The sequence below is a fragment of the Micromonospora musae genome, assembly GCF_003626545.1.
GTDB classification, from domain to species: Bacteria; Actinomycetota; Actinomycetes; order Mycobacteriales; family Micromonosporaceae; genus Micromonospora; species Micromonospora musae.
Window position 1 is genome coordinate 24,780 of sequence record NZ_RAZS01000013.1, and the last position, 21,219, is coordinate 45,998.

At 71.5% G+C, this 21,219-nt stretch carries 19 protein-coding genes and 3 tRNA genes; 12 read left to right on the top strand and 10 right to left on the bottom strand.

Annotation, left to right across the window (positions count from 1 at the left end):
* Positions 1-190: 190 nt before the first annotated feature.
* Positions 191-263: transfer RNA gene (locus tag D7147_RS27705), tRNA-Arg, on the bottom strand.
* 35 nt (positions 264-298) lie between these two features.
* Positions 299-389: transfer RNA gene (locus D7147_RS27710), tRNA-Ser, on the bottom strand.
* Positions 390-1,161: 772 nt separating this feature from the next.
* Here D7147_RS27710 and D7147_RS27715 point away from each other — a divergent pair.
* Positions 1,162-1,917 carry a hypothetical protein gene (locus D7147_RS27715; RefSeq protein ID WP_233563516.1) on the top strand — a complete coding sequence of 252 codons (756 nt, stop codon included), beginning with the start codon at positions 1,162-1,164 and terminating at the stop codon, positions 1,915-1,917.
* A 45-nt stretch (positions 1,918-1,962) separates the two neighbouring features.
* Here the strand turns inward: D7147_RS27715 and D7147_RS27720 are convergent, their stop codons facing one another.
* Complete coding sequence (locus D7147_RS27720) at positions 1,963-2,733, bottom strand: CPBP family intramembrane glutamic endopeptidase (RefSeq protein WP_120682868.1); 771 nt, start codon at positions 2,731-2,733, stop codon at positions 1,963-1,965.
* A 143-nt stretch (positions 2,734-2,876) separates the two neighbouring features.
* Here D7147_RS27720 and D7147_RS27725 point away from each other — a divergent pair, with 143 nt between their 5' ends.
* On the top strand, positions 2,877-3,992 hold the full coding sequence (locus D7147_RS27725) for a globin domain-containing protein (RefSeq protein WP_120682870.1): 1,116 nt from the start codon (positions 2,877-2,879) through the stop codon (positions 3,990-3,992).
* A gap of 95 nt (positions 3,993-4,087) precedes the next feature.
* Here D7147_RS27725 and D7147_RS27730 read toward each other — a convergent pair whose 3' ends face one another.
* A complete protein-coding gene (locus D7147_RS27730) occupies positions 4,088-5,611 on the bottom strand; it encodes a peptide deformylase (RefSeq protein ID WP_120682872.1) in 1,524 nt (507 codons plus the stop codon).
* 330 nt (positions 5,612-5,941) lie between these two features.
* Here D7147_RS27730 and D7147_RS27735 point away from each other — a divergent pair, with 330 nt between their 5' ends.
* Positions 5,942-6,724 carry a hypothetical protein gene (locus D7147_RS27735; protein WP_120683156.1) on the top strand — a complete coding sequence of 261 codons (783 nt, stop codon included), beginning with the start codon at positions 5,942-5,944 and terminating at the stop codon, positions 6,722-6,724.
* Positions 6,725-6,730: 6 nt separating this feature from the next.
* Here D7147_RS27735 and D7147_RS27740 read toward each other — a convergent pair whose 3' ends face one another.
* A complete protein-coding gene (locus D7147_RS27740) occupies positions 6,731-8,554 on the bottom strand; it encodes a hypothetical protein (RefSeq protein WP_233563518.1) in 1,824 nt (607 codons plus the stop codon).
* A gap of 210 nt (positions 8,555-8,764) precedes the next feature.
* Between D7147_RS27740 and D7147_RS27745 the strand changes: the two genes are divergently transcribed.
* On the top strand, positions 8,765-9,475 hold the full coding sequence (locus D7147_RS27745) for a class I SAM-dependent methyltransferase (protein ID WP_120682874.1): 711 nt from the start codon (positions 8,765-8,767) through the stop codon (positions 9,473-9,475).
* A gap of 92 nt (positions 9,476-9,567) precedes the next feature.
* On the opposite strand, the gene D7147_RS27750 is transcribed toward D7147_RS27745, so the two are convergent.
* Positions 9,568-10,107 carry a YbhB/YbcL family Raf kinase inhibitor-like protein gene (locus D7147_RS27750; protein ID WP_120682876.1) on the bottom strand — a complete coding sequence of 180 codons (540 nt, stop codon included), beginning with the start codon at positions 10,105-10,107 and terminating at the stop codon, positions 9,568-9,570.
* A gap of 146 nt (positions 10,108-10,253) precedes the next feature.
* Here D7147_RS27750 and D7147_RS32530 point away from each other — a divergent pair, with 146 nt between their 5' ends.
* From D7147_RS32530 to D7147_RS33270, 5 genes are all read left to right on the top strand, one after another.
* Entirely contained in the window at positions 10,254-10,412 is a 159-nt protein-coding gene (locus tag D7147_RS32530) for a hypothetical protein (RefSeq protein WP_158609404.1), read from the top strand.
* A 134-nt stretch (positions 10,413-10,546) separates the two neighbouring features.
* Positions 10,547-11,680: a hypothetical protein gene (locus tag D7147_RS27755; RefSeq protein ID WP_120682878.1), complete on the top strand. Its 1,134-nt coding sequence runs from the start codon at positions 10,547-10,549 to the stop codon at positions 11,678-11,680.
* A gap of 116 nt (positions 11,681-11,796) precedes the next feature.
* Positions 11,797-12,555 carry a class I SAM-dependent methyltransferase gene (locus D7147_RS27760; protein ID WP_120682880.1) on the top strand — a complete coding sequence of 253 codons (759 nt, stop codon included), beginning with the start codon at positions 11,797-11,799 and terminating at the stop codon, positions 12,553-12,555.
* Between the two features lie 231 nt (positions 12,556-12,786).
* A complete protein-coding gene (locus tag D7147_RS33265) occupies positions 12,787-13,209 on the top strand; it encodes a hypothetical protein (protein WP_233563520.1) in 423 nt (140 codons plus the stop codon).
* Positions 13,210-13,254: 45 nt separating this feature from the next.
* Positions 13,255-13,497: a DUF3800 domain-containing protein gene (locus D7147_RS33270; RefSeq protein ID WP_233563521.1), complete on the top strand. Its 243-nt coding sequence runs from the start codon at positions 13,255-13,257 to the stop codon at positions 13,495-13,497.
* Between the two features lie 180 nt (positions 13,498-13,677).
* Here the strand turns inward: D7147_RS33270 and D7147_RS27770 are convergent.
* Positions 13,678-13,767 (bottom strand) — tRNA-Ser (locus tag D7147_RS27770).
* A 207-nt stretch (positions 13,768-13,974) separates the two neighbouring features.
* Between D7147_RS27770 and D7147_RS27775 the strand changes: the two genes are divergently transcribed.
* A complete protein-coding gene (locus D7147_RS27775; protein ID WP_120682882.1) occupies positions 13,975-14,949 on the top strand; it encodes an NAD(P)H-quinone oxidoreductase in 975 nt (324 codons plus the stop codon).
* On the opposite strand, the gene soxR is transcribed toward D7147_RS27775, so the two are convergent.
* Positions 14,936-15,409: a redox-sensitive transcriptional activator SoxR gene (soxR, locus tag D7147_RS27780; protein WP_120682884.1), complete on the bottom strand. Its 474-nt coding sequence runs from the start codon at positions 15,407-15,409 to the stop codon at positions 14,936-14,938. The two genes, D7147_RS27775 and soxR, sit on opposite strands and share 14 nt — an antisense overlap.
* Positions 15,410-15,515: 106 nt before the next feature.
* Entirely contained in the window at positions 15,516-16,220 is a 705-nt protein-coding gene (locus D7147_RS27785; RefSeq protein WP_120682886.1) for a glycosyltransferase family 2 protein, read from the bottom strand.
* Between the two features lie 123 nt (positions 16,221-16,343).
* Here D7147_RS27785 and D7147_RS27790 point away from each other — a divergent pair, with 123 nt between their 5' ends.
* Both D7147_RS27790 and D7147_RS27795 read left to right on the top strand, forming a co-directional pair.
* Entirely contained in the window at positions 16,344-18,530 is a 2,187-nt protein-coding gene (locus D7147_RS27790; protein ID WP_199734290.1) for a glycosyltransferase family 39 protein, read from the top strand.
* Between the two features lie 309 nt (positions 18,531-18,839).
* Complete coding sequence (locus D7147_RS27795) at positions 18,840-20,438, top strand: ricin-type beta-trefoil lectin domain protein (RefSeq protein ID WP_120682888.1); 1,599 nt, start codon at positions 18,840-18,842, stop codon at positions 20,436-20,438.
* A gap of 49 nt (positions 20,439-20,487) precedes the next feature.
* Here the strand turns inward: D7147_RS27795 and D7147_RS27800 are convergent, their stop codons facing one another.
* On the bottom strand, positions 20,488-21,099 hold the full coding sequence (locus tag D7147_RS27800) for a hypothetical protein (RefSeq protein WP_120683162.1): 612 nt from the start codon (positions 21,097-21,099) through the stop codon (positions 20,488-20,490).
* Positions 21,100-21,219: the final 120 nt, after the last annotated feature.

The window sequence follows — 21,219 nt, forward strand, 5'->3', positions numbered from 1 at the left end:
ATTCGAACCCGTAACCTGCTGATCCGCAGCGGCGAGCGAGGCGGTCTTGTACGACTGTCGACGCGGCGTTGAAGCGCCTGGGCGAGCGGATGAGCGGCACCGAGGCGGATTAGGACGTTGCTGTACTTCGCTGCTGTACGAGACGGAAAAGGGGCCGTCTCGGTTTCCCGAAACGGCCCCTGACCTGCTGTGCGCCCGAAGGGACTCGAACCCCTAACCTTCTGATCCGTAGTCAGATGCTCTATCCATTGAGCTACGGGCGCTGGTGCTCAGCCAGCCTACACGACCGACTTTCGCGCGGAGACTCCGGGATTCGAACCCGGGAGGGGCTTTAAGACCCCAACCGCATTAGCAGTGCGGCGCCATAGACCAGACTAGGCGAAGTCTCCTCGGTGACCCGCAAGTCACCGCGCCCGAGGATACAGGGCCGCACCCATCGGGGGCAAAGCGACCTCCTCGGCGACTCCGTCCGGTCTCCGCCTCGCTGTACTTCCACGCTGTGCGGCGGCGTGTTCACGGCTACGCTCCATCGATATGCACGAGCAGCCCCCGAGCGAGCCGACCCGCCGCGAGCCTGCTGACGGGGCCCGGCGGCGTTTCCCCGAGGCGACCTTCACTCCGCCCGACGACCCGCCCGCCGCTTCTGACCCGGCGCCGCCCTCGGCGAAGCCGACAAGATCCCGCCGCGCGAAGGCGGCACCGGCCGTGCTGTTCCAGCCGCCCGAGCCCGACGACCCGGCGCCTCCCCCGGTGCCCCGGCGCGCGACCGCCGGGAAGTCCAGACCACCCGCGACCATTGCCGCACCGGCGACCGAGGCGGACCGGTCGGCGGGGACCGGGGCAGCAGCAGCGCGGCCGGAGGCGGTATCCGCTCGGGAGACGCCTGCGGAGACCGGAGAGCCGGCAGCGGACACTCCGAAGGCCGTTGAGCCGGCAGCGGGAATCGCGAAGCGGGCAGCCGGCACCAAGAAGGCCGCCGGAACCGCGAAGCGGGCGATAGGCAACACAAAGGCCGCGGACACCGCGAAGGCCGTTGGGCCAGCAGCGGACACCCCGAAGCAGGCGACGGCCCCGAAGGAGACGACACCCGCGAGGAAGGCGACCGCGGCGAAGAAGGAGACGGTCGGGAAGCGCGCCCCGGCGAAGACGGCCGCCAAGAAGGTGCCCGCCCCGCGTGGGAACACGCCGGAGGAGGCCGTCCCGCCACGACCCGCGCTGGTGGCGACCGCCGAAGCGCGACCCCAGCGGCAGGCGGCCGTACCGGCGCCGACGACCGAGCTGTCAGCTCTCCGGAGGACGACCGCCCGGGTGCTCGATCATCCCGGTTTCGCCCCGGAGCTGCTGGCGCTGGCCGCGGTGGAGGCGCTCGGCCCGAATGCGCGGGAGTGGGCGGAGCGGTTGCGGTCGGCGTACCCCGAGGCGTCGCCGGAGGCGCTGGCCCGGCTCGCCACCCGGCGCTTCGTCCGGCTGGCGGGCGCGGGCGGGGCCGCTTCGGCGCTCGCCGGCGCCCTCGCCCCGTTGGCCGAGCTCACCTCGGTGCTCTGGACCCAGGCCAACCTGGTGCTGCACCTCGCCGCGGCGTACGACCGCGATCCGGTCCATCCGGATCGGGCCGTCGAGCTGCTGGTACTGACCCAGGTGCACCCGGACGCGGAGAGCGCGCGTACCGCACTGGACGCGGCGCGGGCGTTGGACGGGCCGGGGGAGGCGCCGTGGCCCCGCGCTCTGGAGGCGGCGTGGCGGCTGGCGATGCCGCTCGCCGCTCAGGCCGCCGGTTGGCTGGTGCTTCGACTGGCGTCCCGGCTGCTTCCGGGCGCGGCGGTGCTCGCGGCGGCGGCCGGGGACGCGGCGGCTGCCGAGCGCCTCGCCGCCCGCGCCGTCACGGCCTACCGATCGGGGCAGATCTTGGCACGATAGCGCCCCCGGAGGGGCCACTCGGTTCCAAGATCCACAAGTCCAGGGTCAGAGCCAGTCGAACCACGAGTCGGGCAGCAGCGCGTACCCCACGAAGGCGACCACGTCGAGCAGGGTGTGCGCGACGATCAGCGGCATCACCCGGCGGGTACGCAGGTAGAAGAGGCTGAACACGACACCCATCACGACGTTGCCGAGGAACGCGCCGAAGCCCTGGTAGAGGTGGTAGCTGCCGCGCAGCACGGCGCTCGCCGCGATGACCGCGCCGATCCGCCACTGGAGTTGGCGCAGGCGGGTGACCAGGTAGCCGACCACGATCACCTCCTCCAGCACGGCGTTCTGCGCGGCGGCGAGGATGAGCACCGGCACGGCCCACCAGGCCTCGGGCAGCGCCGCCGGCACGAGGGTCGCGTTGATGCCGAGCTGCGCCGCCACCCAGAACAGCGCTAAGCCCGGCAGCCCGATCAGCGCGGCCAGACCGGCGCCGCGCGCCAGGTCGGCACCGGGCCGCCGGGCGTCCAGGCCGAGCGTCCGCGCCGGGTCACCGGGATCCCGGCTCAGCAGGTGTACGGCGAGCAGCACCGGCAGCAGCGCGAAGACGATGCCGAGCAGCTGGTACGTCAGGTCCAGGTACGGCCGGGAGGACGCCGAGGTGTTCAGCGCGGCGGTCTGCTTGGCGAGGCCGCCCTCCGCGGTCAGTTTCGCGATGATCGAGACGACCGCGTAGACGGCGGACTGGCCGAGGGAGAGGCCGAGGACCAGCAGCGTCTCGGTCCCCAGCATCCGGCGGGAGACCGGGCGGGTGAGCTCAAGAGTCACCGCACCACTCTGCCCGACGGAAGCGGCTACCGACCGCCCGAGGACCCCTTGTGAGCTGATCGCACATTCTGTGCGACCGGTCAACACGCTCCGTGGACATTCTGTGCTCGCCCCATTCGCCGTCAGGAGAGGGAGCGACCGGCATGGAGAACTTCGCGCGACTGCTGAAGGAGAGCTGGACCCTGGTCGAGGAGCACCGGGAGCGGCTCAGCGAGCACTTCTACGCGCGGCTGTTCCTGCTCGACCCGGAGCTGCGGCAGCTCTTCCCGGTGCAGATGACCGGGCAGGGTGACCGGCTGCTGGAAGCGATCATCACGGCGATCCACACCGTCGGCGATCCGGAGAGCTTCGACGAGTTCCTCCGCGCGCTCGGCCGCGACCACCGCAAGTACCACGTGGCGGCGGAGAACTACGCGACGATGGGGGTCGCCCTCATGGACGCGCTCCGCAGCACCGCCGGCGACGGCTGGAACCTGGAGTACGACCAGGCGTGGCGGGACGCGTACGCGGCGATCTCGGAGAAGATGCTGGCCGGCGCGGCGGCCGACGAGAACCCGCCGTTCTGGCACGCGGAGGTGCTGACCCACGAGCGGCACGGGGCGGACACGGCGGTGCTGACCGTACGCGCGCTCCAGCACCCGATGGCCTGGAAGGCCGGCCAGTACGTGAGCCTGGAGGTTCCGCGTTACCACCCGAGGGTGTGGCGGACGTACTCGGTGGCGAACGCCCCGAACGAGGAGAACGTGCTGGAGTTCCACGTCCGCTCCTCCGGCGCCGGCTGGGTCTCCGGGGCGCTGGTTCGCCGGGTGAAGCCGGGGGACCTGCTCCGACTCGCCGCTCCGATGGGCTCGATGACCCTGGATCGGACCTCCGAGCGGGACCTCCTCTGTGTGGCCGGTGGGGTCGGGCTCGCTCCGATCAAGGCGCTGGTTGAGGAGCTGGTCACCTACAACCGCACCCGCTGGGTGCACGTCTTCTACGGCGCCCGGCAGGAGGCGGATCTCTACGGTCTGGCCGGGCTCCGCGAGCTGGTCGCCGCGCACCCGTGGCTGTCGGTCACTCCGGCGTGCAGCGAGGACCCGGACTTCGACGGTGAGCTGGGCGAGATCGCGGATGTGCTCGGCCGGTACGGCCCGTGGACGGGGCACGACTGCTACGTCTCCGGGTCGGCGCCCATGGTCCGGTCGACGCTGCGAGTGCTCGCGGCGGACGACGTACCGCCGCCGCACATCCGGTACGACACGTTCGGCGAGCTCTGAGACTTTCCTCCCCCCATCCGGGGTGCGTGCCCCTGCCCCCTGGGGCACGCACCCCGGCCCCCGCCCCCGCCCCGGCTCGCCACCGGGCGCGGAAGTCAGTACCGCCAGGGACGGCCGGTCTCGCGGTACTCCTCCACCGGGACCAGCGGCACGCCCGGCGTCATCCGGTCGACGTAGAGCCGCCCCTCCAGGTGGTCGATCTCGTGTGCGACGAGCCGAGCCATCCCGTACTCGAACGAGGTGATGATCCGGCTGCCGTCCCACTGGTCGTGCTCCACGTCGATCCGCAGCGGCCTCGGCACGAGACCGCGGTGGTCGAAGAAGGAGAGGCAGCCCTCGTACTGCTCGTCCGTGTCGGGCGACACCTCGACCACCCGGGGGTTGAGCAGTACCACCGGTTCGGCGTTCCGGTCCGGGGGCCGGACCACGGCCACCGCCCGGGCGACGCCGAGCTGCGGAGCGGCGATCCCGACCCCCTTGCTGAACGGATGCAGTTCGTCGAGGCGGACGAGGGTGGCGCTGAGCCGGTCGACGATGCCCCGGGCGGCGGGCTCCTCGGCGGGCAGGTCGAGCGGGCGGGCCGGTTGCCGCAGCTGGTCGTCGCCGCGCTGCACCACCCCCAGGGCACGCATCCGGTCGCTCGGGCGGATCCGGCCGTCCAGCGGGCTGTCGTGCTCCGGCTCCGGCCGGGCCCGGAACCGCCACTGCATCCGGTAGCGGGCGTTCAGCGGCGGGTCCTCGGTCTCCCACTCGAAGATCGCGCGGTGGCCCTCGTCGTGCCGCTGCACGGGGGTTCGCAGCGGGCCCTCCTCCGCCGAGAGCGAGGTCTCCGCGCCCCAGACCTGCGGGTCGAGGGCCGCCGGAAGATCGAGGCGTACGGCGAGGTGCCGGGTGGGTAGCCGGACCGCCCGCTGGAACCAGGGTCCCCACTTCTCCGCCCCGACGCGGTAGGCGTACTCGATGGTGGCGCGGTCGCCCGGGTAGAGCGGGAAGCGGCGTTCGCCGTTGTCGAAGAGGAGCCAGACCTCCTTGAACGCGTCCCGGTCGTGCTTGGCCCGCCAGTGCATCGGCTCGCGCTCGCCGCCGTCGTCCCGGTACGCGCGCAGTTGAAGCTCCGCGAAGGTGAGCGGATGTTCCCGGTGGTGCCGATTGGAGCGCCCGGGGTCGTTCGGGTAGCGGTCGACTGCCACCCGCACGAGGTAGCGGGTGACGGGCTCGGTGCCGGCGTTGTAGAGCTCCCGCCGGATCACGCACCGGTAGCCCTCGTCGCTGTGGCTGAGGGTGGCGGATTCACGCTCGACGATCAGGCCGGTGCCGGGGGGAAGCCACTGACCGGGCAGGGGCAGGTCCCGGTGCGCGTGTCCGTTACGGGCCTGCCGCGCGTCGTCGTACTCACGGAAGCGCTGCCAGATCGCGCCGCCGGCCTCCAGGACGGCCTCGGCCCGCCGGGCGAAGTCCTCGGTCGGGCGGTGTCGCCGCCCCTCGACGTGGCTGACGTACGAGGGGTCGAAGCCCATCAGCACGGCCAGCTGTTTCTTGGACAGCCCCCGTCCGGTTCGGTGCCGCGCGAGTTCGGCGGCGAAGGAGTCGACAGCACGATCGAGGGGTGAGGTGGTCATCGGCTTCCTCGTGGCCGGGAGTATCAGTTTCACGTTCCGTGGCCGAACAAACACGAAACTGCCACCTTGCCGACAATGCGCTTGACAATGCACCGACAACCGTCGATGCTTCGGCGCCGACCGGCGGGCACCGTGCGTTTTTCCGGTACCGGCGGGGGTAGTAACGGCGGGCACGAACGCCGCGACCTGCGCGTACAGGGATTCGCCGAGGTGACCAAGACCTCTGGATCCGCCGGAATCCGACCTTCCCGGGAGCGGCGAGCTGTGGTTAGGCTAGCCTTAGCTCAACTGATGACCACGGGGGACGGGGATGATCGAGTGACAGCGGTGATGCCGAGCCGCGATCTCGCAGCCGCCCCGCTGGCTCCGGTCACGGCGGCGCTGCGCGCCATGTTCGGCACCGGCGAGATCCCCGGCCTCGCGCCCGGCCTCACGGTCGCCGACGAGCTCGGCTGGATTCCCGCCACCACTCTCATCGACGGTTCCCGGCTGCCGGATTTCCTGCACTCGGCCGCCCAGCGCTGGAACGGCACCCCGCACGCCTGCGCCGCGCTGGCCTGGAAGTCCTACAGCTACTGGTGCAGTCTGCCGGCAGCGCTCGGCTGGGCCTCGGCCCGGCGGGTGCCGCTGCTGGACCCGTCCACCGTCCTGGTCCACTTCGACGATCCCAGCGCGCTGCTCACCTTCGGCCTGCGCCACTCGACCACCGTGGCGGTGCTCCCCGGCGACCCGCTCGCGCTGACCGGCGGCCCCCGGGTGCGGGTGGTGGCCGACGAGACCGAGCTGCTCGACGTGCTCCGCGCCTCGCTGCTCGACGCCCACCTGCTGCCGATGATCAGGGCGATCCAGGCGGAAGTGCGGATCGGCACCCGTACGCTCCTCGGCTCGGTGGCCTCCGGCATCTCGGCCGGGATCCTGCGCGCTGCGGACGGGCTGCCCGGCCCGTCGGCGGAGACGATCTCGACCCTGCTCGACGCCCTCGGCGTGCAGGACCTGGTCGAGCTGGTCCCCGGGCCCGGCGGCGAGCCGACCGTGCAGCGCCGCACCTGTTGCCTCGCCTTCACCCTGCCCCAGCCGAAGGTCTGCCGGGGCTGCTGCGTCCGCGACGCCTGACCGCGCTCAGTCGGTCAGCGGGCGGACGTCCCAGAGCCAGACGCCCCTGGTGAAGACTGGCTGGATCCCGGTCAGTTCGGTCATTCCCCGGCGGAGCGCGTCGGCGTTGCGGTGCCGCCCGAGGATCACCACGCCGGCCCGCCAGTACCGCAAGTCGTCCACCGCGTTCACCCGGCTCTGCGGGGTTATGGGCGGCACTGCCCCGGTTTGCCGGATCACCGTAAAGAAGCTGCTGGTGGGGCGCGGCGGCGCGGTGAAGAGGGCCGCGCCGCGCTCCTGCGCGTGCGGCCGGTCGTCCGGCCCGAGGAAGTAGCCCCGCGCCAGGGGCATCTCCAGTCGGGTGACGGCCGACCAGCGCAGCGGCTCGGCGTAGTTGGTGTCCGGCAGCGGCAGCGTGACCACGCTGCGGCCGCCCGCCACGTACGGGCGCCAGGCGCCGGAGGTGACGAAGGTGGGGACCGGGTCGCGGTGGGTCGCCGGCAGCGGGGTCGGCAGCAGCGGCAGCAGCGCCATGGCGAGCACCGTCACCGTCCAGAAGCGGATCCGGGGTCGCGCCCGCGAATGTCGTACGGCCAGCTGCCGGGCGCGCTCGGCACCGAGCGCGAGCAGCAGCCCGATGATCGGGGTGAGCGCCAACGCCCACCGGGTCGGCACCACCGAGTGCAGGATCGGCAGGTCCTCGAGGAGGGCCCAGAGGCTCGGCACACCGGTCTCCCGGCCGTCGAAGATCACCTCGCGGCCGAGGGAGAGCACCGCGAAGAGCAGTCCGAGCACGGTCAGGGCGAGCGCCAGCACGTTGCGCCGTAGCCACCAGACCAGGGCGATCACCAGCACCACGAGCGCCCAGCCGAAGAAGCTGTTCTCCTCGGTCGGGTTCTTCGCCAGCCCCTCGGCTGTGCGCGGGCTGCCGGCGAGCGACTCGCGGGAGTAGGCGACGAATGACGCGAGGTCGCTCGAGTAGCCGCGGATCAGCCGGGACAGCCCCTGGTACGACCCCGGCCCGAAGAACTGCACGTAGAGCGGGTACGCGAGCGCGACCGCGGCGAATCCGGCGGCGACACCGAGGCCGGCGAGGAAGGGGCGGGCGCGGTGTCGTAGGTCCCGCCGGCGGAGGGCGAACAGCGCCACCACCACGCCCAGCCCGATCGCGGTCATCAGCAGGATCTCGAGGTTGAGGAACGCCTGCCAGACGATCACCAGTGCGAGCAGTACCCCGTTGCGCAGCCAGCGACCCGGCTCGGCGAGGCGCAGGGTGCGCCAGATGATCAGGGGGACCACGAACTGCGACACGATGTTCGGGTGCGAGTTCGCGTGGGAGATCATCGCCGGCGCGAACGCGCAGAAGGCGGCACCGAGCCAGGCCGGGCCACGCGACCCGATCAGTACCCGGGAGAAGAGGAAATACCAGGCTATTCCGGTCGCGATCATTCCGAGGGTGAGGAAGAGCAGAAACGAGGCGCGGGGCCCGAAGAGCAGGGTGACCGGCGTCAGCGGCAACGAAACGGATAATACGGACGTGTTGGCCATCAAATTGACGCCGTCCGGCACATTCATCCGATCCGAGTGGAACGGATATGCGAATTGCGTGATGACCCGCGCACCGTGCGCCATCATCCACTCGAACTGCGCCTGATCCGACCGGTTGTCCCGAATGCCATTTCGCGGGTCGAGCCAGAGCCGCGCGGTCACCCAGAAGCCCAACGCCACGAAGCTCAGCGCGGCGAGAAGGTCGATCCGACGCCCCCGCCCCGAGCGCTCCCCCCGGTCGACGCCCGCTGACGCACCGGCCACGGTGTCGCCTTCGGGCTCGCCCCGATCAGGAGTAGTCATAACAATTCGGAGCGTAGTCAGCGTAAGACGTGCACGTGGCACGTTTCGGGGTACTGCCGTACTATGTGCCGGGTTCGCCGACCGCCGATCACGCGCCACCCCCGACCGCAATTCGGCCATCAGGTTCCCCCGATTCTTCTGCCGTCCGCGCGGATGATTCACTCTGTCGGTCCGGGCGCGGGTCGAGTTCATACCGTGAGGAATCGACGCATGGCAGAAATCACTGGTGATCAGCGCGTCCAGTCCGAGGTGCTGGAGGGTCTCGCGACCGCGGTCAATCACCGCCGCTGGTTCGTCGAGCTGGCCGTGCCGTACCTCGGCGACGATCCGATCGAGATCGGCAGCGGGCTGGGCGACTACGCGCTGGAGTGGGCCGAGCACGCGCCCCGGTTCACCGCCACCGAGGCGGACCCGGACCGCCTGGTCCGGCTGAAGGAGCGCCTCTCCGACCAGCCGAACATCGACGTTCGGGAGATGCTGCTGCCGCACTCGGAGCGGGGCACCTACAGCGCGGCGGTCTCGTACAACGTGCTCGAGCACATCGAGGACCACGTGCTCGCGCTGAGCAGCATGCGTGAGCTGGTCCGGCCCGGCGGCGCGGTCATCATCATCGTGCCGGCCTTCCAGTTCGCCATGAGCCCCGCGGACATCGCCACGGGCCACGTCCGCCGGTACACGAAGAAGACGCTCGCGGCGGCGATGACCGAGGCCGGGCTGACCGTCGAGAAGATGCACTACGCGAACGCGCTCGGCCTGCTCGGCTACTTCATGGCCACCAAGGTCTTCCGGCTGATGCCGAAGGAGGGCCCGATGGTCAAGATCTACGACACGCTCGTGCTCCCGGCGACGAAGGCCGCCGAGCAGCTGGCCCGTCCGCCGTTCGGGCAGTCCGTCTTCGCCGTGGCGCGCGTACCGGCCTGACTCCGCCCGCTCGGCGCTCCCTCCCCGTGCTCCCGGGTCCGCGGTCCCGCGTCGCGGGGCCACGACGGGAGCACGGGGAGGGCCGGCTCAGCTCACTTGCTCTGGTACGTCGGGCGGATCACCGCTCGGGCCAGGGTGTGGAAGGCCAGGTTGAAGCCGACGTACGCGGGGGTGGCGTCCGGGGTCAGGTCCAGGCGGTCCACGTCCAGGGCGTGCACCGCGAAGACGTACCGGTGCGGCCGGTCGCCACTCGGCGGGGCGGCGCCGCCGTAGCCCTGCTCGCCGTAGTCGTTGCGGACCGAGAAGGCCCCGCCGAGATCGGCACCCGTGCCGCCACCCGCGCCCCGCGGCAGCTGGGTGACCCCGGCCGGCACGTTGACCAGCACCCAGTGCCAGAAACCGCTGCCCGTCGGGGCGTCGGGGTCGTAGCAGGTCACCGTGAAGCTCTTGGTCTCGGCCGGGAAGTCCGACCAGGTGAGCTGCGGGGAGAGGTTTTCACCGCCCATGCTCGGGTGCGTGTGCCGTACGTCCATCGGCTCGCCGTTCTGCACGTCGTCGCTGGTCAGCGTGAACGACGGCACGGTCGGCAGCAGTTCGTACGGGTCCGGGGCGATCGGTCGTTCCAAGGTCATCGAGACGCGTCCTTCCGGTGTGCGCGCGAACGTCCTGTGATCTTCTTACCCTGCCCCGTCGCGGCAATCGAGCGGAAGCGGCAGGTGCGGATGCGACGTTCGGCTCACTACCGTTGGTTGTAGGCAAACCTCCCAGGAGAAAACTCTTGACCAGCATGTGGCGTGACTTCTTCGCAGCGGTCGTGACCGCCCTCCGGCACCGGCCGGACGAGCGGGCGATCGCCGAGGAGCGCCGCCGCGCCGTCCAGCGACTGGCCGAGGAGAAAATCCGTGAGCAGCGTCGCGAGACCGAGGCGCAGGAGTGACCCCGCGCGTCCGCGAACCCCGCATTCCACGCCGCTGACCTCGGTAAAGTCTGGTTTCGCGGTCGCCTCCTCGTGCGCGGCGACCCGGACCGGGTGGTCGAGCGCGCGGCCGGCGAATGCGATGGACACCGAAGATGACTCGGGCAGGTGGGTCGGAAGATCCTGGCGCGGCACAGCGGCACCCCGGCCCGCACCTGCCCGCCCAGCCCTCGGGTAGCCAGCCGACCCTCGGCCTGGCCGGGCTGACCTTCGTCGTACCGTTCTTCTTCCTGCTCGCCAACGCGCTCGGCGCCGTGGAGGCGACGCTGCTGGTGCTCGGGCCCCTGACGACCTTCGCGCTGCCGATGATCGCGACGGTCGCGTTCTGGTGGCAGGACTGGCCGGGCAGCCGGCTCCGGCCGGGCTGGTCCGGGATCACCGACACCGTCCTCATCGCCGTCGGCGCGGTGCTGGCGACCATCCTCGGGCAGGCCGTGACCAGCCGGGTCGACCTGCGCGGCATCTTCTACCCCGACCCCGGCCCGGGACATCCGCCGACCTTCCCGGTGACGCTCGCGCTGGGCGCGGCAGCGTTCACGATCATCCTGCACCTGACACTGGTCTGCGAGGGCTGGCCGATCCGCAGGCTCGGCTGGTTCCGGGGCGGCGTCGTCGCGCTGGTCGTGTCGCTGGTGATCGCGGTGGTCGCGTACCTGCTCCTGGTGAACCTGGACGACGTACCTGCCGCGGTGCGGCACGCCCAGCGGCTGCGAAATCCGGGCGGGCCGGTGCCGGTCGCGGCGTACAGCGCGGTGCTGCTCGTCCTCGGCGTCTGGCAGGTGCTGCTCTTCGTGGCCCTGCGCGGCTGGCCCTTCACCCGGATGCGGCGACCGGGGCTGCGGCTCGCAGCCCGTAACGCAGCGGTCGTGATCGGTACCGCGGTCAGCTTCGCCCTGCTCTGGTGGGCGACCGGTGGCGACGTGGACCTGATCAACGCCATCGCCGGCACGGTGATCGCCGGGGCGCTGCTGGTCTCCATGCTCTTCGACGGCTGGCCGGCGGCGCGACCGGGCACCGGCGTCCGGCAGCTCACCGTCCTGCCGGTGGTGGCTCTCGTCGCCGCGGCGCTGTACCTGGCGCTGTCGGCGTACGCCCGGGGGATCGACTGGACCCGGACCACCGCCGACGGGTGGGTGGCGCTCGCCGCGCTGAACTACCTCGCCCTCGGGGTGGTCGTGCACGTCGCCGTCTGGCGGCGCTGGCCGGTCGTGGTCACCACCGCCCGGTAGCGCGCTCCGACCCCTCGTGGGGCTTGTGGGGCGAAGCAACGACAAATACTGTCCCGATGTATCGGCTTGATATATCGGGACGACACCCTCGTCGCCCGGTCGACGCTGGAGGTGCGATGAGGTCGATCGACTACGACACCGAGCAGTACCAGGACTACGCGCGTGGCCGGGCGCTGACCGCCCAGCAGACGCAGGTATGGATCGACGCCTTCGCGGCGGTGCTCCCCGAGCGGCGTCCCCTGGCGGGGCTGGACGTCGGCTCCGGGACCGGAAGGTTCACCCCCGCGCTGGCGGAAGCGTTCGGGCCGGTCACCGGCATCGAACCGGCGACCCGCATGCGCGAGATCGCACAGGCGCACTCCGCGCACCCCGACGTGCGTTATCTGGCCGGCGCCGCCGAGGAGCTGCCCGTGCCGTCCGGCAGCGCCGACTACGCGCTCATGTTCCTGTCCTGGCACCACGTGAAGGACAAGCCGCAGGCAGCCCGGGAGCTGACCCGGGTGCTCAAACCCGGCGGGCGGCTGCTGCTGCGCGGCAACTTCCGCGACCACCACCCCCGGCCCTGGTGGCTGGAGCACTTCCCCCGCGGTTACGAGGTGGACGCCGCGCTCTTCCAGCCGCTGCACGAGGTCATCGCGATGTTCACGTCGATCGGCTGGCGCGTCACCGGCTTCGGCACGGTCACCGAGCCCTCCGTGGGCAGCTACGGCGACATGCTCGCGCGGCTGCGTCTGCGTACCCTCTCGTTCTTCGGGCAGCTCGGCCCCGACGACCTGGCAGCCGGCTTCCGCCGGCTGGAGCAGGTCGTCGCCGCGGACCCCGACACGCCGGCGCCCGTCTTCGCCGAGCCGCTGCTCACACTCGAACGGCGCTGAGCGCCCCCGCCTCCTGACCGGCGTTCGCGCTGGTCAGGAGGCGTTCGTACTGCTCACAGGGCGGAGTGTGGGATTCGAACCCACGAAGCCCCCCGCTGCTCGGCACGAGGAGGGCTATTACGGCGAGACCTAGCCGAGCGCGGCGGGCAAGCCAGCGCGTGGCGACATGTTGTGACTGCGATTGCACGCAGGGTGCGCGCTAGGACGACACATTGGTCGTAGTCTCGCCTCGTGCTGCTCACGTACGTCGACGAATCCTTCACCGCGCGGGTCTACTGGATTGGTGCGCTGATGGTGCCCGACGCTGCGGCTATCCCGCTTAGCGAGGCCCTCGACGCCGTGGTGGCCGACGCCGTGAAGACGTTCGGCGTGCCGGTCGACGTTGAGTTGCACGGCTACGACATCTTCCACGGTCGCAAGGGATGGACGGGTGTTCCGCCCCGCGCGCGAATCGCGGTCTACAAGGCCGCGATGGCGGCGATCGGCGCGCAGGAGGATGTCGCGATCATCCTGCGCGGGGTGAAACGGGAGCAGCTGGTCAAGCGGTACGCCTATCCGAGGCCGGCGCACGAGGTGGTGCTGTCGCACGTGCTGGAGCGCGTCGACGGGTACGCCGCCTCCCGGGAGGAGTACGCGCTAGTGATCGCCGATTAGGTGCACGACCAGGCCGGCCATCGGGCTGACCTCGACCGTTACCGGGTGTCGGGCACCGGCGGGTACCGGTCGCGGAAGCTGACCCGGATCGTCGACACGCTTCACTTCGCGCCGTCTCACGCGAGCCGGCTGGTTCAGGCCGTCGACCTGGTGACGTTCCTGTTCCAACGGCTCGACATCCCGGGCACCGACCCGCGGGCCGCCGTGATCAACGAGCAGCTGTGGGCGCTCGTCGAGCCTCGGCGCTACCACTCGCACTGTTGGAATCCGATGGCCAACCAACGCTGACCCTGGATGCACGAGAGGCCCGCGTGAGCGGGCCTCAAGGCGGGCGCGGGAGCCCGAAGGCATCCTGCGGTGTTCAGGCTAGCAGGATTTCGTGGGTGACACCCGAACTCCCGCAAGTCATGCGCGCCCCTGACCGGCGCTGCGCTGCCGCTGGTCAGAGGGCGGTTTCGCTGCTCGGGTTGGCGGAGGGTGTGGGATTCGAACCCACGAAGAGGTTGCCCCCTTACCGGTTTTCAAGACCAGCGCCATCGGCCACTAGGCGAACCCTCCTGAGCCGCGAACCAGAGGCGCGCGGCCGTGCCTAGTCTGCCATGACGACCGTCCGGAACGACTGAGGGCCGCAGCGCCGCCGGCGTACCGGAAATGCTGCCGTCCACCCTGCGGCGGCTGCCTTCCGATCCCGGCGCGCAAACGGTGCGAGGGCCGAGACTTCCGGCCGGCGCGTGGAGGGCGGGACGGATCGGGTAAGACTGGGCCATGCACGCGATCACCATTTCGGAACCTGGCGGCCCCGAAGCACTGGTCTGGGCCGAGGTGCCCGATCCCGAGCCCGGCCCCCGCGAGGTGGTGGTCGACGTACGGGCCAGCGCGGTGAACCGGGCCGACCTGCTGCAACGGCAGGGGCACTATCCTCCGCCGCCGGGCGCGCCCGCGTACCCCGGGTTGGAGTGCTCCGGCGTGATCAGCGCCATCGGGTCCGACGTGACCGACTGGGAGGTCGGCCAGGAGGTCTGCGCGCTGCTGGCCGGCGGCGGGTACGCCGAGCGGGTGGCCGTGCCCTCCGGTCAGCTGCTGCCGGTGCCGGTCGGCGTCGATCTCGTCGACGCCGCCGCGCTGCCCGAGGTGGCCTGCACGGTCTGGTCGAACATGGTGCAGCTCGCGGAGCTGCGCTCCGGCGAGACGCTGCTCGTGCACGGCGGCGGCAGCGGGATCGGCACCTTCGCGATCCAGCTCGGCGCGGCCCTCGACGCCACCGTGCTGGTGACCGCGCGGGCCGCGAAGCACGACCGGCTGCGGGAGTTGGGCGCCGCGCACGCCATCGACTACCCCGAGCAGGACTTCGTCGAGGAGGTTCGGCACTTCACCGACGGTCGGGGTGCCGACGTCATCCTCGACATCATGGGCGCCGGCTACCTGGCGCGGAACGTCGCGGCGCTCGCCACCGGCGGTCGGCTCGCGGTGATCGGTCTCCAGGGCGGGCGCAAGGCCGAGCTGGACCTCGGCGCGCTGATGACCAAGCGGGCCACGATCACGGCGACGACCCTGCGGTCGCGGCCGGTGGCGGAGAAGGCGACGATCGCCTGGGGCGTACGGGACGAGGTGTGGCCACTGGTCGAGGCGGGCCGGATCCGACCGATCGTCGAGCGCCGCCTGCCGATGACGGCCGCCGCCGAGGCGCACCGGCTGGTCGAGGGCGATCACTTCGGCAAGATCGTGCTCACGACGCCCTGACGTCGACCTCCGGCTCTCCTTCGGTGCGCGGCAGCACCAGTCGGGCACCCGGCCCCTCACCGCCCAGGCTGTCGCCCGGGTTGTAGAGGGCGCAGCGCTGCAACGACAGGCAACCGCAGCCGATGCAGCTGTCCAGGTCGTCGCGGAGCTTGGTCATCAGCCGGATCCGCTCGTTGAGCCGCTCGCGCCAGACGCTGGAGAGCCGCGCCCAGTCCGAGGCCGTCGGGGTACGCGAGGCGGGCAGCGAGTCGAGCGCCGCGCGGATCTCGTCGAGCGAGATGCCGACCTGCTGGGAGATCCGGATGAACGCCACCCGCCGCAGCTCGGAGCGGGCGTAGCGGCGTTGGTTGCCGCCGGTCCGCTGGGCGTGGATCAGGCCGAGCCGTTCGTAGAAGCGCAGCGCGGACGGTGCCACGCCGCTGCGGGCGGAGAGCTGACCGATGGTCAGGGACTCGTGCATGTCGTCGCCTTGAGTTGAAGTTCACTTCAACTCAAAGCTACCGGCACGACGACGAGCACCGCCACCATGCCCTGTATGGAGGTGGTGGTCGACGAAGCTTCTCAGGTCAGCGGGACGCCGCGGAGGAGCGGCGGCGGGTGCGCTCGCGGCCGAGGATCCAGATGGCCTCGACGCCGTCCTTCCAGGTGATCTTCTTGCCCTCTTCCCGCCCACGAGCCCGGTAGCTGATCGGCACCTCGTACGGGCGGATGCGGCGGCGCAGCAGCTTGCCGGTCACCTCGGCCTCCATCCCGAAGCCACGGGAGCGGACGTCGAGCGAGCGGTAGAGCGACACCGGCATCAGCTTGAAGCAGGTCTCCAGGTCGCCGATGTAGGAGTTGAAGAGCAGGTTGGCCGCCATGGTGACGCCCTTGTTGCCCATCACGTACCAGAAGCTGTAGGCGCTGTGGCTGCCGAAGGTGCGGTTGCCGTAGACCACCGTGGCCCGGCCGTCGAGCACCGGGTCGAGCAGCTTGGGGATGTCCTGCGGGTCGTACTCCAGATCGGCGTCGAGGATGACCATGTATTCACCCTCGGCGTTGTCGACGGCCGTCTTGATGGCCGCGCCCTTGCCGGCGTTGCGCTGGTGGGTGATGACCCGGACCCGCTGGTCGTCGGCGCGGTCGAGCACCTCCGCGGTGCCGTCACGGCTGCCGTCGTCGACCACGACCAGCTCGATCTCGCACGGGTAGTCGACCGCGAGCGCCTGCTTGAGGGCATCCGCGATGCGATCTTCCTCGTTGTATACGGGCATGAGGATCGAGAGCTTCACGGAAATCTCCACGGTGGGGACGGCCTGTCGGGCCTAGCGTAGCCTGGCTGGTCAGCGCAGTGGTGGCCCGTACCGTAGGGCGTCCGGCGTGGCGTGGCCGTCCGGATGGTGTTTACTTCCGCCATGTCGGCAGCTGGCTCCCTGCTCACGGTGGCGCCCGTCGCCGCGCTGCTCCTGCTCGTCCACGCCCTCAGACCGCGCGAAGCCGTGACCGCGCCCCTACGGCTCGCTGTCGTGCGGGCGGCGCTGGTGACCGGAAGCTTCGCGGTGCTCACAGTCGAGGGGCTCGGTGCGCTGCACGCGTTGACACCCACCGCGTTCGCCGTCACCTGGCTGCTCTTCCTCGCCGTCACCGCGCTGGCCGCCGGCTGGCGGCACCGGCGGGACGCCGCGCGCAGCGGCGACGCGCACGCCGCCACCCCGGCTCAGGCGCTGGTCGGCGCATCCACCGCGCCCACCGCTCTCGACGTCACCTCCCCGGGCGCTCCGCCACCGGCGGCCGACGACCCCGAACCCGGCCCGGAACGGGAGGGCCGGTGGACGCGGCTCACCCGGCCCTGGCGTACGGCGAGCCGGGGCGAACGGATTCTCGCCGCCACTGTGGGCGGGCTGCTCCTGGTCGAGCTGGTCGTCGCGCTCCTCGCCGAACCGAACAACTTCGACTCGCAGACGTACCACCTGCCGAAGGTCGAGCACTGGGTGCTCCAGGGTGGCCTCGAGTTCTGGCCGACCGCGATCCACCGGCAGGTGACCATTCCGCCCGGCGCGGAGTACCTGCTGCTGCATCTGCGCCTGCTCACCGACGGCGACCGGCTCTACAACCTGGTGCAGTGGGGGGCCGGGGTGCTCTGCCTGCTGGTGGCCGCCCGGATCACCGCGCAGCTGGGCGGCGGGCGGCGCGCCCAACTCCTCACCGCCTTCGTGTTGGCCACCACGCCGATGGTGGTGCTGCAGGCGACCAGCACCCAGACCGACCTGGTGGTCGCCGCCTGGGTCGCCTGCGCGGCGACCCTCGCGCTGGACGGGCTGCAGCGGCGTACCGGGCTCGGCACGCTGCTCGGGCTCGGGGCCGCCACCGGCCTGACCGCGGTGACGAAGACGAGCGGCCTGATCGGGGTGGGCCCGCTGCTGGTGCTCTGGGGGCTGGCCCAGCTCCGGCTGGCCCGGCGTCCGCAGACCCCGCAGTCCACGCCCACCGGTGCGGCGGGCACCGCCGCCGCCCGTCGGGTCCCGGCCGTTCGGACCGTCGGCGCCTCGCTGCTGATCCTGCTGGTCGCGGCCACAGTGGTCGGGCCGTTCCTGGCCCGGGTCACTGTGGAGTTCGGGCACCCGCTCGGGCCGCCCCGGCTGCGCGAGTCGATCCCGATGGAGCGACACGATCCCGCCTCGATCCTGGTCAACGTGCTGCGGATCGGGCATACCGCGTTCGACACGCCGCTCGCGCCGCTGCGCCACGCCGCCGCCACCGCGATCGTCGAGGGGGCCGAGGCGATCGGCGTCGACCCGCAGGACCGGGAGATCACGTTCGGCCGGGAGATCTTCCCTGAGCCGGCCTGGTACCCGGACGAGGACCGGGTGGCGTTCCCGCTCGCCGGATCGCTGGCGCTGCTCGGCGCGGTCTTCGCGCTGGCCCGCCCGGGGCGGATCAGCCCGACCCGCGCCGGGTCGCTGCGGGCGTACGCGGCGGTGCTGGTGACCACCGTGCTGCTGCACACCGCGATGATCAAGTGGCAGCCGTGGGGTAACCGGCTGCTGCTCTACGCCCTGGTGATGGCCGCGCCCCTGGCCGGTGTCTGGCTGGACGCCGTGTTCCGCCGGCGCGCCGCCGCGGCGGGTGCCCGGCCCCGCAGGTCGATCGCCGTCCTCACCGCGGTGGCCGTGCTGGCCACCTCCGCGCTGGCCGGCGTGCTGGCCGTGTCGTACGGCTTCCCGCGTCGGCTGGTGGGCACGGGTTCGGTCTTCACCACGGCGGAGTGGGACACCCGGTTCCTGCGCCGGCCCGAGTGGACCGACGAGTTCCGCTGGGCGGCCGAGGCGGTACGCGCCAGCGGGGCCCGCCGGATCGGCCTGGTCGAGCAGAACGACAACTGGGAGTACCCCTGGTGGCTGTTGCTGCGCGACGCGGACGGCCGGCCGCCCGAACTGGTGGCGCTCCAGTCGGTGCTGCCCGAGCGGCCACCGGCGGAGCCGTCCTCGGTGGACGCCATCGTCTGCACCGGCCCCGAGGCGGCGTGCACCCGCCTCGTGCCGGCCGGTTGGCGGGTCGAGTACCGCGACTACGTCGGGTACGCGCTGCCGCCCGGTCGCTGACCCACCGTCGTCGACCGGCGCCCCTCCCGGGGCCGCCGGTCGCGGTGGGGGCGCCCGGCGGGTCCGGTCACGGCTTTCTCCGGCCGGGCGATGCCGGTCGCGGCGTGGGTGCCGGGCGGGTCCGGTCACGACTTTCTCCGGCCGGGCGATGCCGGTCGCGGCGTCCACGCTGGGCGGTCCGGTTCGCCCGAAGGGTGCGGTTCGGCACTCCGCGCAAGGATCACGAGACGCATTCACATAGCCATCCCCGCACGTTACTTTCTGGTAACTCAATCGACGCCCAGCGATTGAGCCGAAAGGAGTGCGTCGATGCCTGTCACCTCCGCCAGGCGCGAACGGACCAAGCGGCGGCGTTTCCTCGCCGCCGCCGTCGCCGCCGCTCTCGCCCTGCCGATGCTCCCCGGAGCGGCGGCCCCCGCCGCCGCGGCCGACCGACCGACCATCCAGCCGCTCCCGGCCGCCCTCGAAGCCGTCCGTGCCGCCGAGGCGACAGCCCTCTACGGCGCCCCGGCGATCCGCCCGATCGAGCAGCGGCGTACGTCGCTGGTCACAATGGGGGACAGCGAGATCTCCGGCGAGGGCGTGGGCAACTACGTCCCCGGCACCCACGAACCCGGCAACTGGTGCGACCGCTCGTACGACCAGGCGCTCTTCCGCACCGGCATCCCGGCCGACGAGCGGTACAACATCGCCTGCTCCGGCGCGACCCCGTGGAACCTCGTGGCCGGCGGGCCGACGCAGCACAACGAGTTGAACCAGGGCGACCACCTGGCGATCAAGGCGCGCAACACGCACGTACGCCTGATCTGGGTGGTGGTGGGCGCCAACGGTGACGGCACCATCCAGTTCGGGCCGGTCGCCACCGACTGCGCCATCCGCCGGGTCTTCTTCCAGGGCCCGTGCTACCCCACCTACACCGACCAGTGGACGGTCCGTACGGACGGCAGCCGCCAGGCGGTCGAGGAGGCGCTCACCGACATCCGGAACACCATGACCGGGGCCGGCTACCTGGCCACCGACTACGAGCTGGTGCTCATGTCGTACCCGAGCCCGGCCAGCCCCGACGTCGAGGACAATCCGGACTTCCCCGGCTGGTACGCGGGCGGCTGCCTGCTCTACCTGGCGGACGCGGCGTTCGCCCGGAACAAGGCGGTGCCGCTCTTCGAGTCGGCGCTGCGGGCGGCGGCCGCGAACACCGGCACCCGCTACCTGGATGCGAGCCGCCTCTTCCACGGCCACGAGGTCTGCACCGACAGCACCTCGGTCCGCGGCCTCTACATCGAGCTGGGCATCTGGGACGAGAACGCGGCCCGCCAGTCGTTCCACCCGAACTACCGCGGGCACGGCATGTTCGCCCAGTGCATCACCCAGTTCTGGAACTCCGGCCAGGCACAGGCCACCTGCGTCGACCCGGCCAGCACCGGCGCCGGCGTGCTGTACAGCGGGCTGTTCGAGTTCAAGCAGCTCCGCAACGTGGCCACCGGCACCTGCGTGGACAGCAAGGGGTACGACTCCCGCAACGGCACGCGGCAGCAGTCGTACGCCTGCCACGGTGGACGTAACCAGGGCCTCTGGTACGACCCGACGCGGCAGTCGCTGCACTCGGAGCTCTCCCACGACCGGTGCCTCGACGTCGCGAACGGGTCGCTGACCGCCGGCACGGCGGTGAACCTCCACGACTGTCACGCCGGCGCGAACCAGAAGTTCGTCTTCGCCGGCAACCAGCTCAGGCCGGCCGGCAACGGCAACCTCTGCGTGGCCTTCGACAATCCGCTGCTGGGTACGCCCCGGCTACGGCTCGCCACCTGCTCGACGAGCAACCGGCAGCGCTGGACCTTCGAGTCGCGAAACTTCGCGAACCCGGTGGGCTACGGCCACGACGACTTCATCGGCTCACGCGTCTACTGACCGGTGACGGTCAGGGCCCCCGGTCATGGCACGACCGGGGGCCCGGCCGTCACCTCCCGCGCGGCACGACTACCAGGCGCGCGACCCCGGCGTCGCCGTCCTTCGCGCCAGCCACCCCCACCGCCGTACCGACGCGTACGTCAGCGGGCTGGATCGTGGTGCGCCGTTCGAGCACCCGCAGGTCCGGGCCGAACCGCCAGGTCATCGTGAAGCCGTCGGTGGACTTCACCGTCATCGAGTCGCCGTCGATCGCGGTCACCTCACCACGCTGCACGGTCACCGTCTGCTTGGCGCCGTCCTTGGTCTGCACCACGGCCTCGCCGTGCAGCGTGTTCCGGCGCAGCAGGACCCGGGCCTTGCGACGCTCGCGCCGCTCCTCGGCCCGCTCACGTCGTGGCTTCTCACCCTTCTCACCCTTCTCGCCGGGAGCGGACGAGGCGGACGTCGACGGGGCCGGCGCCGCGACGCCCAGCACGTCCAGCTCGTCCGGGTCGAAGCCCATCGCGGTCAGCGCCTGCCCCTCGACGCCCATGGCGGCGGCCACCTCGACGGCCACCTCCCGGGCCGGCTGACTCGCCACCTGGGCGGCGCCGCATCCGCTGACCCCGAGCGCGACCGCGGCGAGCAGCGCCGTCCCGGCCACGAAACCCCAACGTGCCATGACTCTCCCTCTCGTACGTCGGTGGGCTAGGGCGCGTGTCAAAGTCCTCGGTCGAGCCGAGGCGGAGTCCAGGCGGCGGTCCGGCAAGGCGGGGATTCGTTCGGATACCGGTGTTGTATC